This window comes from Vibrio sp. Vb1026 (assembly GCF_033338745.1).
GTDB lineage: Bacteria > Pseudomonadota > Gammaproteobacteria > Enterobacterales > Vibrionaceae > Vibrio > Vibrio alginolyticus.
Genome location: NZ_JAWOTH010000014.1, coordinates 50,994 through 64,796, shown reverse-complemented (window position 1 = coordinate 64,796; position 13,803 = coordinate 50,994). Strand labels below are relative to the sequence as shown.

The window sequence follows — 13,803 nt, the reverse complement described above, 5'->3', positions numbered from 1 at the left end:
AAACCCGTGAATTCTCCATTGCATTTAATGGATTAAGTCAATTAGTGCGGCGTCGGTATAGCACTTTACAACTCACCTCTTTATACTACTGATCGATTTATCATTACCGTACTTATTTACACAATAAACAAGTGTACGGTCAGTGTTTTTCTACCTTTGACTTGCTGTGAAAATAATATGAAAAAACAAACGGGATTTACTCTAATAGAGTTAGTCGTAGTTATTGTCGTGCTCGGTATTCTTGCTGTCACTGCCGCGCCACGCTTTTTAAACCTTCAAAGTGATGCACGTGAAGCTCGTTTGGAAGGAATGAAAGGCGCTATTGCATCAGCATTAGGCGTAGGTTATGGGAAAATGGCGATTGCAGGGTTGGAACATTATCCATATATATCAAATAAACACACTGACGCAGGTTCAGGTAAGGGCCCAGAAAGTCTGCCTTTCTCAAGCTGTGAGTTAAATGGCTCTCTTAGCTGTACATTTAGGTACGGTTACCCAGATGCAGATGAAACAAGCTTAGCTCTATTAGTCTCGGAACTTGAGAATCAGCACGGTGATAGTGACTGGAAAATTGTTCAGACTAACAACATTAAAGTCGTCATTTCAGCAAGAGATGATAAAAATAGTAGCCTAACTCAATGCGGAATTTTATATGGGCCGCCGCAGACTCCAAACGAGAGTTACACCTTAGAGATTCTTCCCTGCCCTCAATAAAAATAAGGCTGCCAATCGGCAGCCTTATTTGTTTCATCTGATCGGTTTTTTACGCAAAGTTAAACACGTATTTATCCATCATATTCACCATGCGGCCAATCTCTGGCTTGGTAATCGTATCATTTGCGCCAAGAGATAGTGCTTTCGCTCGGTTATCCTCACTCATCAATGACGAGAACATAATGATCGGCATTTCATGAAACGCTTCGGTATCTCGTAGTCTCTTCACTAAGTGCATACCATCCATTCGAGGCATTTCTACGTCCGTAACCACCGCATCTAATAGCTCTTTAACTGGCAAGTTTTCTTCTTTCGCGACCTCGATCAAGCTCATCAACTTCTCATGCGCCTCACCACCGTCTTTACATGTGATCACATTGTAACCTGAAGAAGCTAATGTATCTTGGATCAAAGAGCGAATAAATGCTGAGTCATCCACCACCATGATCGTTTTAGCATTACGCTTACCGACCATTCTCTGGTTGAGATCCACCGACTTGTCCCCTTTCACATCGTATTTTTCCATACTCAGTTCTGGGTTGATGTCTGCGATGATTTTTTCAAAGTCGAGAATCATGATCAGGTTGCCTTCTTTACGGACAACGGCTACTACACAATCTTGTTCGCCCGCTTCCAAAAACTGACTTGGTGATTCCACATCATTCCAAGAGATACGATGAATACGCGAAATGCTGTCAATTAAGAAGCCATTGGTCATTTTGTTGAAATCCGTAACGATTACAAACTTGCGCTCCAGATCTTGTCGTGTTGGCACACCTAACCAACCAGCTAAATCCACTAAAGGCGTCAGTACATCTCTGGATGAGAACACACCAATCATATGAGGTTGTGCGTTTGGATAATCGGTTGTTTCTGGCACGCGAATCACTTCTCGTACTTTCGCAACGTTAATGCCGTAATAACAAGTTTTTGTGCTGCCATCTGGCAATGTTTTTTCTAAATGAAACTCGATGATTTCAAGCTCATTGGTACCACTTTCTGTCAAAATGGTGCTGGTTACGTTACTCATAAAGCCAATTATCCAACCAAAAATACGCATCAGAAAAAGTTTGATGCAAACGCCATGAGAAGCCATTCTCTGGCTAAAAATCCAAAAGTCCTTTTTAGTCGTTACAACAAAATTTGTAAACCATCAAAAGGACGGCTAACGCACATTTCCATACCAAACCATGTAAAATTGTCTCATTTTTGAACACGACATTATGAGTGGCCAAAGTGCGAATTAACACCTCCACTTTTAGCGACCGAGTCAATGAAAAGTTTAGAAATAATTTGAAGTGATGTTCAGCGTCAATAGCCAAACCTATCCAACAGATATCAGTGCAAAGTTGGCTACTGTGCTCATGCCTGGTGTAGAACAAGCTCTCTTCAAGTGGCATGGTATAAAACTGCGCTTGTGAACACACGAGTTTAAATCGAAGCGCTAGAGGCATCGCAAGAAAATCTGAAGGCATAGAACACTGAAAGAACACTTTCAGTTTGTTAGTTTTCTGTCAGCGTAAGTTTTAAGCAATCATCCTATCACTAGGTATTTCAATACCTGACATCGTTATTCCCATAATCAAGACACTGATTTTCACTTTTGGAAAGAGTCATTTTCCTTCCTCTTAGCAAGGTTTTTCCTACAATCCTATTCATCCAATTGCGCTGTCGCCTGACAGCACACTAGTTGATGTATTAGGTGAGGTTAACTTTGAATAATGTTCTTATTATCGACGCTCAACCATTGTATAGCGAAGCACTTGCTTCTCTAGTTGAATCCGTAATCAACGCAGCTGAAGTGATTCAAACCACTGACAGTGCGGAAGTGATGGATCTTGTTCGAGGCCAAAAGATTGATTTGATTATTCTAGACGTAGTGCTTGGCGACCGCGATGGTATGCGTTTAGCCAAAAACATTTTAGCGACGGGATATCGTGGCCGACTGTTATTTGTTTCTTCACGCGACTACTCGAGTCTTTCTAAAGCAGCGTACGAAATGGGCGCAAACGGCTTCTTAAGCAAGCATGAAACAAGAGAGACCATTATCGACGCAATTGTGAGTGTTTCACGCGGTTACTCAATGTTTAAGTCGACTCACACACCATCGTCGGGTAACGTAACACTTTCAAATCGCGAAGCCATGGTGTTCCATTATCTTGTACAAGGCTACTCAAATAAGAAGATTTCTGAACAACTTTCACTCAGCGCTAAAACAATCAGCACCTACAAAACGCGTATTCTGAAAAAGTACCATGCGGACACGTTGATTGAACTTCTGCATACTATTCCTCAGTCAGAAAACATTGAGTTTTGCCGCTAAGCGCTCATGTATTTTGCAATAGCACCGATTAACAACTGGTGCATTGCATCATGTCTTAAGCTTTGCTTCACCTGTACAACCACTTTTGGCCAGCCATCTGGGTAAAAATGCTCTGGCACTCTTATAAATTTATATCCATCAATTGGCGCCTGATATTCAAGTAATACGGTTGCGGCGCTTTTTTGTTTAATTAGCTTCAATACGCTGCTTACGTTGTCTAGAGCCGCAATACGGTTGATGACCATACCGTGGCTTTCCATTGCACGCTTAACGAGCTGCTCTTTCTCTTTCCAACCGATAATCTCTAACATGATAAAGGGAAGTTTGGCTGCTTCTTCTAGGGTGGTAATTCCCAGCTCTTCAGGGACAACTACCACAGCAGGCGCATAGCCGATGAACTTCTGATAAACAGATTTCGGAACATCCTCGTTGAAGTAATGTAACTGCGCATCCACTTTGCCTAGGATTATCTCTTCTATCGTATACTCTGTAATCGTTGCTATCGAAATGTGCGCCTTGGGAAACAGCGCCATTAAATCCATTGCAAGTAAATGCCCAAATGAGTATTGAGCGGTTTGCGGTAAACAAATGGTGATGTCTTTTTCGTAATTTTCCGGTTCAAACTCATCTCTAATTAGACAAGTTTCAAGCTTCTCGAGTGCATCGGAAATTTTAGGTAATTGACGTTTTAAATAGTCCGTTGGTTCCATGTGATGAGGATGCCGAATAAACAATTCATCGTTTAGCTGGAGTCGCAATCGGGCAAGGTATTTGCTAATTGACGCTTCACTCTTCCCCATCGCTTTAGCAACGGGTTTGAGCTGACGGTGCTTATCCAGTAAGACAAGTATTTTAAGTAAGTTTAAGTCGAGATCTTTGTTCACGTGCGACACCAGATGTAAGGTCGAGAATAAATAGAGCAATCACTATTTGTTGACTGCTCTAATATAAAAGACCAGTCATTCTGTTTGGTCAAATTAATCAAACAGTTATGTCATGGTTATGTTCCGTAACTTAACATTGAGTCAATACTAGCGCTGCTTAATGGGACTTTTGTCTGTGTTTTTTCATCTCATAGAGATCTTCATCTGCACGTACAATAACGTCCTGAAGCGTTTCGTGTAATTCATTCGCCGCGATACCAGTACTCACACTAACTTCGATATCCAAGGTCTTTAGTCGGTTATCTTTAACGACACTACGAAGCTTCTTCGCCAATATTGAAGATTGACTGATACTGCAACCCGGCAGAATCGCAACAAACTCATCACCACCAGTTCGAACTAGATAATCACTATTTCGAAACACTTTAGACATAGCATCAGCAATAATTCCAATAACTTCGTCCCCTACATGGTGACCGTAATGGTCATTGATTCGCTTGATCCTATCGCCATCTATTGCAATGACGGAATATGGCGCGGTTTCCAAACGACGTTTGAACTCGCTATCTTGAAAAACTCTGCGGTTAAACAATCCCGTTAAATCATCTTTCGTCACGTTCGTCAGTGCTTTCGCGAGGCGAAGTTTGCTCTCTTTAGATTCATAAGCTTTGTTGTAATACGCTAAGGTTACGAAAAAGAAGATGATAAACAAGAACACGTAATCCAATACAATTTTGCTGAATGGGTACATGTAAACGATAAGATTGTTGTTGTCTGCGACATATGATTGGGTGTACGCGAATGATGGAAAGGGGTAGCCAGCGAAATAAATCACCATTTGTTTGTTCCCATTCGCTATTTGAACATCCACCGCTTTCCCATCATTATAAAGCGGCGAGAGGTATAATTGTTCCGAGAACTCTCCCACTAACTCACCTTGAAAGTAAACCGGACTCATGATGCTTATCGCCATGTCATCGGAGTATGTCGTTTTAAATGGTAGGGAAAACAATACCCGGTCCGTTAGTTGCTCTTTCCACGCGGCTAACACACAAGAATAGTTACTTTTACACCAATCAACATCAAATGTGGCTTTCACTCCCTCTAGCGCTTCAATCGGTCTCTCTAAGATGAGTTTGTTTCCAGTATAAGAACGAAAATACATAACGGCATTTTGTCGATTGAACGCATTTGATAAATACGCTTCAGCCTGATGAAGCGATTTCCGTGCAACAGCTTCAACGTAATTAAGTTTTTCATAACGTGACAGGGAGTAAATCGCATCTTGAAAGCTCAGCTCTGTTTGCGCTTCTACTTCACTCACGCTCATGCCTTTGTATTGCTCGAGCTGCGCTTCCGTCAATAGCCCCATGAGAATTACTTTTTGTTTTATTTTGGCTAAATTATTCGCGTAAGTGTTGAACTGCTTTACTTCATAAGAAATTAACACCGCACCAATCATTGTGACAGAAGTGACGAATAGTAATGTTGCGATGAAAAGAGACAACGCGATACTTTTAAGTGTCATGATGCGGTCTTACGCCCCCGCCACTCTTGTTAGCTCAACAATGTTCTTTACGTTAAATTTATCCAATAGACGACGTTTGTATGTGCTGACTGTTTTGTCACTTATTGATAGCACTGAAGCGATTTCTCGATTGGACTTTCCTTGTAGTAAATACTTCATTACTGCACTTTCTCTGCTTGAAAGTTGTGGCATTTCTCGAACGCTGTTAACAACTTGCTTAAATTTGAAGAAGGTATACCCCTTCTCTACCGCTTCTATCGCGTCTTTAAGAATGTCGTGATTTTCCGATTTACACACATAGCCATCAGCGCCAGAACGAAAAGCCATTTGGCTGTACATTTGGCTAGTTTCAGCGGAGAAGAAAATGACTTTGCCTTCATAACCATGGGATTTGATACGTTTGTAGAAATCAAACCCATCGCAATCTGCCAAGTTCACATCTAAGATCAACAGTTGAATTTCTTCCTTTTTCAATATTTGTAATGCCATCTTCGCTGATGTTGCAGTAAATACCCCATTTGTTTTCCCTAACTCTTCCAACAACGACTTGATTGCAACACAAACGAGAGGATGATCGTCAAAGATCAAGTAATTCAATTTATTCATATCTTTCATTTAGTATGGTTATGGCTTCTAGTGGCATGGGTTTATCAATGTAGAAGCCTTGGCAAAGATCAATCCCATACGCACGTATCGCTTGCAGTGTGACTTCGTCTTCAATACCTTCCGCGACCAGTCGTATATTCAAACTTTTCGCTAACGCGCAAATAGCAACAACGATGTTGCGTTTTTTGATGTCGCATTCGACACCTTGTACAAACGAACGATCGATTTTTAACTCGTTGAATGGCAGTTGAGCCAGTTTTTCAAACGTCGATGAACCCGTGCCAAAATCATCTATTGAGACAGTGACACCGTTCATCCTCAACTTGAGTAAATTCTTGTACAGGGACGCGCTAGTCTGAAATGTATCTCGCTCTGTAATTTCAATGGTGATTTGTGATGGGTCAATCTCGCTCTCTGAACATTGCTGTAAAAAGTAGTGAGAGAACGCCGTATCTTCTAAATTTTCATGGTCTACATTGATGGATACGTTTTGCGTCAACCCTCGGTGTTTCATGTCATAGATAACATTACTCAATACAGCTTGAAACAACTCTCCTGAAAGGCGGCAACGCTCTACAATTGGCAAAAAATAATGAGGGGGTAACACACCATAAATAGGATGATTCCAACGCGCGAGCGCTTCATACCCAAGCACTTCCCCACTTTGCACATCGACTAAAGGCTGGTAATAATTTTTCACGCGCCCTTCAGCCAGAGCAAACAGGAATTCTTGATCTTCCACTTCAATAGGTTGCGCAAAGCTGACTTGTTTCGCTTTTTCATCTTTTATTTTACGTAACAAATCAACGACTTCATTTTCATCGTATGGCTTGGGTAGCTTCCCTAATACTTCAAAGCTAAATCCCTCGCACATGGCTCTTACCGCAGAAATAATGGTCAATTCCATTGCACTGACCAGTACAACTTGCCCCTGGTACTGGACTTCATCGAGCATTTCCATCATATCGATGCCGTCTTTTCCGGGCATTTGGATATCACAAAAAATCACGTCAAAATGTTGTTCCTGCACACTCTGAATAGCGGCATCCACACAGTTAAAAGGGATGACTTGCGCGCAATAGCGATCCAATATTTGCGTAAGTATTGTGGTTTGTAGCGGATGGTCATCAATCACCATCACATTAAATTGTGTATTCATTTGTCTCTACCCAATAGTTTATGTTTTCGATCTCCTGCTCGATTCGTAAAATTAGCTCCGCTGTTCGCCTGTCAAACTCCGCAGCAGTAACTCGTTCTGCCTCAATACAAAGCTCAGCCAGCATGCTTACCCCTATCGTCCCAACCGCTCCTTTGATGCCATGAATGACCCGTTTTTTGTCTCGCTCAGTCGATGCGGCGTTTAAGTTTTTTATATCTGTAGACATTGATTGACTAAACACGCGCGCAATCTCTTTTGCGTCCTGAGCTTTGAACCGTTTAATCCAGCCGGGCAGCCTACCCCTCTCTTTTTCGCCAATAAATGGAATCAAAACGGTTTTTAATTGATTAAGGTCATAGGGCTTGTAGAGCACATCATCAATGCCGATATCCTGTGTACGTTCAATGGCAAGACGAGCATCTTCTGCTGTCACACCGATGATTGGAATTGCTTTAAATTCGGAGTTTTTCACGTGCCTAACAAGCTCATAGCCATCCATTTCTGGCATATGAAAATCGGTCAGCAGCAACACAACGTTTTCATCTTGGTTGATGTATTCCCATGCTTCGCGGCCGTTATTCACAATGACAGGTTCGATTCCAAGTTCATGAAGCTGCATTGCTATCACACTTTGGTTAATGGGATTATCTTCTGCGACCAGTACCGTGCCGAGAACCCAAGAAACCACTTCTTGATTTACGTCACTAAGCTTGGTTTCTTGCTGCGTTTGGCTGAGCAAATTGAACAATGTATCTGGATATTGAATCTCTCTTAGCGTAAGACTGCCAAGTACCCTTTGTTCGTCACGCAGCATTAGGCCATTAAAACTGGCATCGCTGTCGTGTATAGGGTGAAGGTTCGCCACCATTGTTTTTAACGTCGCTGGACGCATTTTCCACGCGTCACACCACTGGCGAATATTAAGTGGTAAGCTCTCGCTATACGTCCAGTTCAAACAAACGTCTGGCTCAGAGTCGCAATGCTCAATTGGCAGTTTGACGGTAATCGTCGTGCCCAAGCCAAATTGTGAATCGATGCAGAGCACGCCGCCCATGCAGTCGATCAATCGGTCAACAATGCTCAGCCCCAATCCAGTACCGCCATATTTACGCGTAATAGTGTCATCCGCTTGAACAAAAGGATTGAGAATGCCTTCGAGTTGGTCATCCGTCATGCCGATACCTGAATCCGCCACTTTCAAAATAAGCTGCTTTTCATGAAGAATGACACTGATTCCAACTTCTCCTTCGGCAGTGAATTTCATCGCATTGGAGAGTAGATTGGTGGTAATTTGCACCAATCGCAGCGCGTCGATTTCAATGAAAGCATTCGAAAATGGTTTGATTGTCACTTTGTAATCCAAACCTTTCGCAAGCGCTCGTGGTTCAAAGCTTCGAAACACATCGCACAAGGTTTTAAGCAAGTCGGTCTTAACTGGGGCGACGGTTAAGTGCCCTGCCTCTAATTTTGAATAATCCAGTACTTCGTCTACTAGCGTATTCAAATGATTGAGCGAGCGTATGGCTTGGGCAATTAACTCGCGATTTGAATCTGCCGTCACTTGGCGATTTAGCAAATCGAGGATGCCGTGTGCTGCCGACAATGGCGTTCTTAATTCGTGACTCATGGTTGCCAAAAAGTTTTCGCGCGCACGTACCGCGGTTTGCGCTTCTTTTTGCGCATCGATTAACGCCTGCTCACGTTCTTTTTGCTGGGTAATATCTTGAATAACAGTCAGTACAAACTTGTTCTTACCGCTAGGAGAAGCGATGACTTTGCGTTCTCGATATACATGTTTAATATCAAGTTCACAGCCCGACGAGGCAACCTCTTCTGAAATACGCTTTCCAGCGATAACAGTGGTCAGTTCATCAAAATTATTCACCAGAGGAGCGTGCGCAGAATCACTTTTCAACTTACATTGTTGGCACTGTTTACTGTTGTAGTTGGCACAATTGCTCATCTCCATATGGTTATTTTCACTATGGATAAAAACCAAGCTATTGATCTCTTTGATGATGTCCATCAGCCATTGCTTTTCCGCTTCCTCATTGTCAGCATTAAATTCGGCTAACCTCACTTTAAGTCGCATGTGAGCTAAGATGAAATACGCCGCAATTAACATGAGACAGAATATGAATGAACCAGCAACAACAAATGTAGCGATCTGCTCCGCGTCATAGCCATAAGTCAGTTTGAAGCTTCGGTGAGAACGCAGCAGTTTTTCGATCTCGTTAGAATCAATGGTTTCGATGATGCTGTTCAACATGTGTTGAAGTTGTGTATTGTGGTTTGCAACCGCAAATGCATTAGAGAACGTCAAAACGTCCTCCGCATTGATCACCAAGCCATCGACTTGATCTTGTGCAATCATGTTGTGAACCATGTCGTCAGGAATGTAAGCCACATCCAAAACGCCCGATTTCAAATCGGTAAGCAGCTTTTTCAAATCATCATAATGATCAACTTGGCCTTGCTGCCAAGTGCCCAAATGAACTAACCCTTGCTTTTTCAAAGTGAGCAGAATACCCGCTTCTTTCAGTGCAGATTTATCGCGCTTGCTCTGCTCCGCTTGGATAGCCACGTAATTACTGTGCATGAATGGTTTAGTGAACAACCAATCTGACTTAGGTAGCTCACCCACATAAGAGATGGGGACTATATCGGCATCAAATGCCGTTAATCCATTTGAAAGGCTCGACGTCGGCTTCACATACTTAAAGCTCAAGCCAGTACGAGACTGCAATAAGTCGACAAAATCTGGAAAGAAGCCATCTAACTCGCCCGTTTGCGAGTCTCGGTAGAGAAACGGATAAGCTTCGTCACTGCTGCTGTAAGTTATCACTAGTTTGTTTTGATGATTACGTCGGTAATCTACCAATAACTTATCACTGATATGGTAAGGATTTTTCGAGGCGACGGAGCGAATGTTTTTTCCATTTTGCTCCCACTGAAGGATTTTGTTGATGTCATCGATCAGACTCTGTTTGTCCAACGAAGCGATAAAACTCACCTCTTCGTTTTTCAACCAACTGGGAATATCGACAACCCCTTTTACAATGTCATTCAAATCCAAATATTGGGTAATACCAACATAAGTGTAAATCAGAGCGTTCGCTTTACCTCGCTTAACTTCATTAAACGCCTCTAAACGTGTTTTAACATAATGTATCTTATCGATACCACGTTCAGTGAGGTTGTCACAATACACACTGCCCTCAACACACACCCATTTAAGATCACGCGCATCACTATCTCGGTAAGTGGCATTCCGATACCAAACAGCGATAGTGCTCGAAAAGAAAGGCATCGAAAACAAGAAACGCTTTTCTCTTGCTGCTGTTTTACTAAATCCAACCGCACCATCAATCTTCTTGCTTTCGACATCCGCAAGTAAAGACGGAATATGCTTGTAAGTCCGAAGTTCTAACTCATAATCCAAAGCTTTAGTAATGTTAGACAAATACTCAAGACTAATTCCGTACGAAGGACCAACGCTACCGTCAAACGAGTCTTTAGCTTCGTCTTGCGCAATAACACCAACGATGACCTTCGGTTTAGGACTCTGTTTGGCAGTTGAGCAAAAAGAACTCGCTAAAAAAATTAAGGCGACGGACGATACCGTAATACTTCTAAGAATACTGAGCATGACTGCTTCCTCTGAATGGAAGCTCAGACTAGTTTTTGTCAGATAAAAGTCAAACTTCGCTCAATAGCGAAATAAAAATAAAGCTTTGATATAAAATCAAAAAACCAAAATCCGTCAGAACAATCTGACAACACAATCCACCTTTGACTACACAGCGTTTGCGTTCGGTCTCTCACCCAGACGGATATTCACTGCGAGTCGGTATATATAAGAGATGTGTGCTTTTAGGTTTGCACGCCATAGCTTTTTACTTTCATCTTGAATGATTCATCATCATTCCATGATAAACTGACGTATTAACATGAAAGAAAGCTCAACTCCGCGGTTTCGAGCAGCTTGAAGTAAACACAGTTTTAGAAAATGCATTCTAGTATTGTATTACTCAAGACTCACATTGCTACTTTTACAACCGCTGGAGCATTAGAAAAATTAAGGTATTAAATTCAAATGGTTAATAACTCAATCCAGTGGTTTCCTGGCCACATGCACAAAGCACGTAAAGAGATCGAAGAAGCAATCCCTCAAGTGGATGTGATCATCGAAGTACTGGATGCTCGTATTCCTTTCAGTAGTGAAAACCCTTTGATTTCTCAAATCCGTGGTGACAAACCTGTCGTTAAAGTTTTGAACAAACGTGATTTGGCCGATCCAGAATTAACTCAACTGTGGATTGAGCACTTGGAGCAAGAGCAACATGTAAAAGCAATGGCGATCACGACTTCTGAACCACAAGAAGTGCATCGAATCATGGAGCTTTGCCGCAAACTTGCCCCACACCGAGAAGAAATTGGTAAAAACATTCGCACCATGATCATGGGCATCCCAAACGTTGGAAAGTCGACGATCATTAACACCCTCGCAGGTCGAACAATCGCTGTAACAGGTAACCAACCCGCGGTTACACGTCGTCAACAACGTATCAACCTGCAAAATGGCATCGTATTATCTGATACTCCAGGAATTTTATGGCCAAAAGTGGAAAATCCACACAGTGGCTTCCGCCTTGCGGCTACCGGCGCGGTAAAAGATACAGCGATGGAATATGACGAAGTCGCATTCTATACCATTGAATACCTAGCAGCTCATTATGCAGACAAGCTTAAAGAGCGTTATCAAATTGAAGAGCTTCCAGAATCAGATATCGAGATCATGGAAGAAATTGGTCGTCGCCGCGGTGCACTACGTGCAGGTGGACGTGTTGACTTGCACAAAGTATCAGAGATCTTATTGCACGAACTTCGTCAAGGCACTTTGGGCCAAATTACATTAGAACGCCCAGAAATGATCACTCAAGAGCTGATTGAAGTCGAGATTGAGACCGCCCGTAAAGAAGAAGAAAAAGCGAAGCGTAAAGAAGAGCGTCGTAAGCGCTATTTACGTAATAAGCGATAAGCTTGTCTCTTATCTACTCATGTTTCAAGGCGCGATTTTCGCGCCTTTTTTGTTATCTAATGCGCCCATTTTTTTCACTTTTCAAACTTTATATTCCTCATCCAAAATCCCAGATATGAAGCACGAAAAAACACCGCAAAATCGCCGTATAAACTTTAAGCACAAACTAGTTTAGACCCCGGGCCCCTATAGAGTTACAGCCACCATCCAACCCTCAAATGTCGAGTTTGCAAGGGTCTGCAAACTTATGCAACCTGGTTAGTGACACTCTCCCCAAAATCCGCAATATGAATAAGTGTCAGCGCTGGCGTTTTTCCATATGAAGAAGAGATTTATTATGAGTGAAACTATACAAAGCAAACCACTTCCCTCCTTTATCGAGGAACGCCTAGATTTTTATATTCAAGATCTAATCGAACCGAATGAGAACAAAAAACACCTTGTTCTTGGTAAACGCCCACCGTGTAATGCCGTTGTCCTGCAAAGCAATGATTACCTTGCACTGTCTCATAATAAGGAGATTCAAAACGCGCATCGTGATGCGATTTCCCAGCACGATGACAACGTCGTGATGTCCGCGATTTTCTTACAAGACGATGAATCGAAACCTGTATTTGAAACGCAACTAGCCAGTTTCGTTGGTATGCCTAGTTGTCTACTTTCTCAATCTGGTTGGGCTGCGAATGTCGGTTTATTGCAGACTATTTGTGCACCGAACATACCTGTGTACATTGATTTCTTTGCACATATGTCTTTGTGGGAAGGCGCACGTATTGCCGGAGCACAAATTCATCCGTTCATGCATAACAACACCAGTCACCTAAGAAAACAGATTTCACGTCACGGTTCAGGGATCATTGTTGTGGATTCGGTTTACAGCACTATCGGAACCATCGCTCCTCTACGTGATATCTACGAAATAGCACAGGAGTTTGACTGCGGCCTGGTTGTAGATGAATCACACTCTTTAGGTACACACGGTCCACAAGGTGCGGGGATACTGCAGGGTCTTGGCTTAACTCATAAGGTAGATTTTATTACCGTTAGTCTTGCCAAGACATTTGCTTATCGTGCTGGCGCGATTTTAGGCCCAGAAAAACTGGCGAAGACGCTTCCATTTGTGGCGTACCCTGCAATATTTAGTTCTACCGTATTACCGCAAGAGATCATTCGGCTAGAGAAAACACTGGACGTCATAAGAAAATCAGATGATAAGCGAGATATTCTGTTTGAAAGAGCCAAGTCTTTAGCCGTTGGTTTAAAACGCATTGGATTTACTATTCGCAGTGAATCACAAATTATCGCATTAGAATGTGGTAACGAGAGAAACACTGAGCGAGTCCGCGACTTTCTCGAAGAGCGAAATGTTTACGGCGCAGTGTTTTGCCGCCCTGCAACTGGAAGGAACAAAAACATCATCCGTTTTTCAGTCAATGCAGACATGACAGCTGCTGAAGTTGATCATGTACTCACTGTCTGCCAACAAGCATTTGCACACCCTGACTTAGAGTTTGTGTAAGTTAGTGTGTAGATAAAACTAAAGAGCTC

Annotated in this window: 10 protein-coding genes; 4 read left to right on the top strand and 6 right to left on the bottom strand. The window is 42.4% G+C overall.

Annotation, left to right across the window (positions count from 1 at the left end; translation table 11 throughout):
- Positions 1-177: 177 nt before the first annotated feature.
- The gene (locus R7E47_RS18245; RefSeq protein ID WP_053307631.1) at positions 178-714 is read left to right on the top strand and encodes a prepilin-type N-terminal cleavage/methylation domain-containing protein; all 537 of its coding nucleotides are present in this window, start codon (positions 178-180) and stop codon (positions 712-714) included.
- A 49-nt stretch (positions 715-763) separates the two neighbouring features.
- Here R7E47_RS18245 and R7E47_RS18240 read toward each other — a convergent pair whose 3' ends face one another.
- Complete coding sequence (locus R7E47_RS18240) at positions 764-1,744, bottom strand: chemotaxis protein (RefSeq protein ID WP_025998672.1); 981 nt, start codon at positions 1,742-1,744, stop codon at positions 764-766.
- Between the two features lie 684 nt (positions 1,745-2,428).
- Here R7E47_RS18240 and R7E47_RS18235 point away from each other — a divergent pair.
- Positions 2,429-3,037, top strand: a complete 609-nt coding sequence (locus tag R7E47_RS18235; RefSeq protein ID WP_017821556.1) for a response regulator transcription factor — start codon at positions 2,429-2,431, stop codon at positions 3,035-3,037.
- Here R7E47_RS18235 and R7E47_RS18230 read toward each other — a convergent pair.
- The 5 genes from R7E47_RS18230 to R7E47_RS18210 all read right to left on the bottom strand — a co-directional run bounded on the left by R7E47_RS18230 (position 3,034) and on the right by R7E47_RS18210 (position 10,863).
- Positions 3,034-3,921, bottom strand: coding sequence for a LysR family transcriptional regulator (locus R7E47_RS18230; protein WP_017635345.1), 888 nt, complete (start codon positions 3,919-3,921; stop codon positions 3,034-3,036). The two genes, R7E47_RS18235 and R7E47_RS18230, sit on opposite strands and share 4 nt — an antisense overlap.
- A 157-nt stretch (positions 3,922-4,078) precedes the next feature.
- Entirely contained in the window at positions 4,079-5,449 is a 1,371-nt protein-coding gene (locus tag R7E47_RS18225; RefSeq protein WP_017635346.1) for a GGDEF domain-containing protein, read from the bottom strand.
- Between the two features lie 9 nt (positions 5,450-5,458).
- Positions 5,459-6,055: a response regulator transcription factor gene (locus R7E47_RS18220; protein WP_017635347.1), complete on the bottom strand. Its 597-nt coding sequence runs from the start codon at positions 6,053-6,055 to the stop codon at positions 5,459-5,461.
- Positions 6,048-7,214 carry an EAL domain-containing protein gene (locus R7E47_RS18215; RefSeq protein ID WP_053307629.1) on the bottom strand — a complete coding sequence of 389 codons (1,167 nt, stop codon included), beginning with the start codon at positions 7,212-7,214 and terminating at the stop codon, positions 6,048-6,050. Before R7E47_RS18215 ends, R7E47_RS18220 begins: the two co-directional genes overlap by 8 nt.
- Positions 7,198-10,863: an ATP-binding protein gene (locus tag R7E47_RS18210; protein WP_258627157.1), complete on the bottom strand. Its 3,666-nt coding sequence runs from the start codon at positions 10,861-10,863 to the stop codon at positions 7,198-7,200. Before R7E47_RS18210 ends, R7E47_RS18215 begins: the two co-directional genes overlap by 17 nt.
- A gap of 447 nt (positions 10,864-11,310) precedes the next feature.
- Here R7E47_RS18210 and ylqF point away from each other — a divergent pair, with 447 nt between their 5' ends.
- Together ylqF and cqsA are read left to right on the top strand one after the other, a co-directional pair.
- A complete protein-coding gene (gene ylqF, locus R7E47_RS18205; protein ID WP_005376521.1) occupies positions 11,311-12,255 on the top strand; it encodes a ribosome biogenesis GTPase YlqF in 945 nt (314 codons plus the stop codon).
- Positions 12,256-12,592: 337 nt separating this feature from the next.
- Entirely contained in the window at positions 12,593-13,774 is a 1,182-nt protein-coding gene (gene cqsA / locus R7E47_RS18200) for an alpha-hydroxyketone-type quorum-sensing autoinducer synthase (protein ID WP_017635350.1), read from the top strand.
- Positions 13,775-13,803: the final 29 nt, after the last annotated feature.

Excerpts from the sequence above, each read along its gene's own strand:
- R7E47_RS18245 (WP_053307631.1), top strand. The coding sequence starts at position 178 with ATGAAAAAACAAACGGGATTTACTCTAATAGAGTTAGTCGTAGTTATT.
- R7E47_RS18240 (WP_025998672.1), bottom strand. The coding sequence starts at position 1,744 with ATGAGTAACGTAACCAGCACCATTTTGACAGAAAGTGGTACCAATGAG.
- R7E47_RS18225 (WP_017635346.1), bottom strand. The coding sequence starts at position 5,449 with ATGACACTTAAAAGTATCGCGTTGTCTCTTTTCATCGCAACATTACTA.
- R7E47_RS18220 (WP_017635347.1), bottom strand. The coding sequence starts at position 6,055 with ATGAATAAATTGAATTACTTGATCTTTGACGATCATCCTCTCGTTTGT.
- R7E47_RS18215 (WP_053307629.1), bottom strand. The coding sequence starts at position 7,214 with ATGAATACACAATTTAATGTGATGGTGATTGATGACCATCCGCTACAA.
- R7E47_RS18210 (WP_258627157.1), bottom strand. The coding sequence starts at position 10,863 with ATGCTCAGTATTCTTAGAAGTATTACGGTATCGTCCGTCGCCTTAATT.
- ylqF (WP_005376521.1), top strand. The coding sequence starts at position 11,311 with ATGGTTAATAACTCAATCCAGTGGTTTCCTGGCCACATGCACAAAGCA.
- cqsA (WP_017635350.1), top strand. The coding sequence starts at position 12,593 with ATGAGTGAAACTATACAAAGCAAACCACTTCCCTCCTTTATCGAGGAA.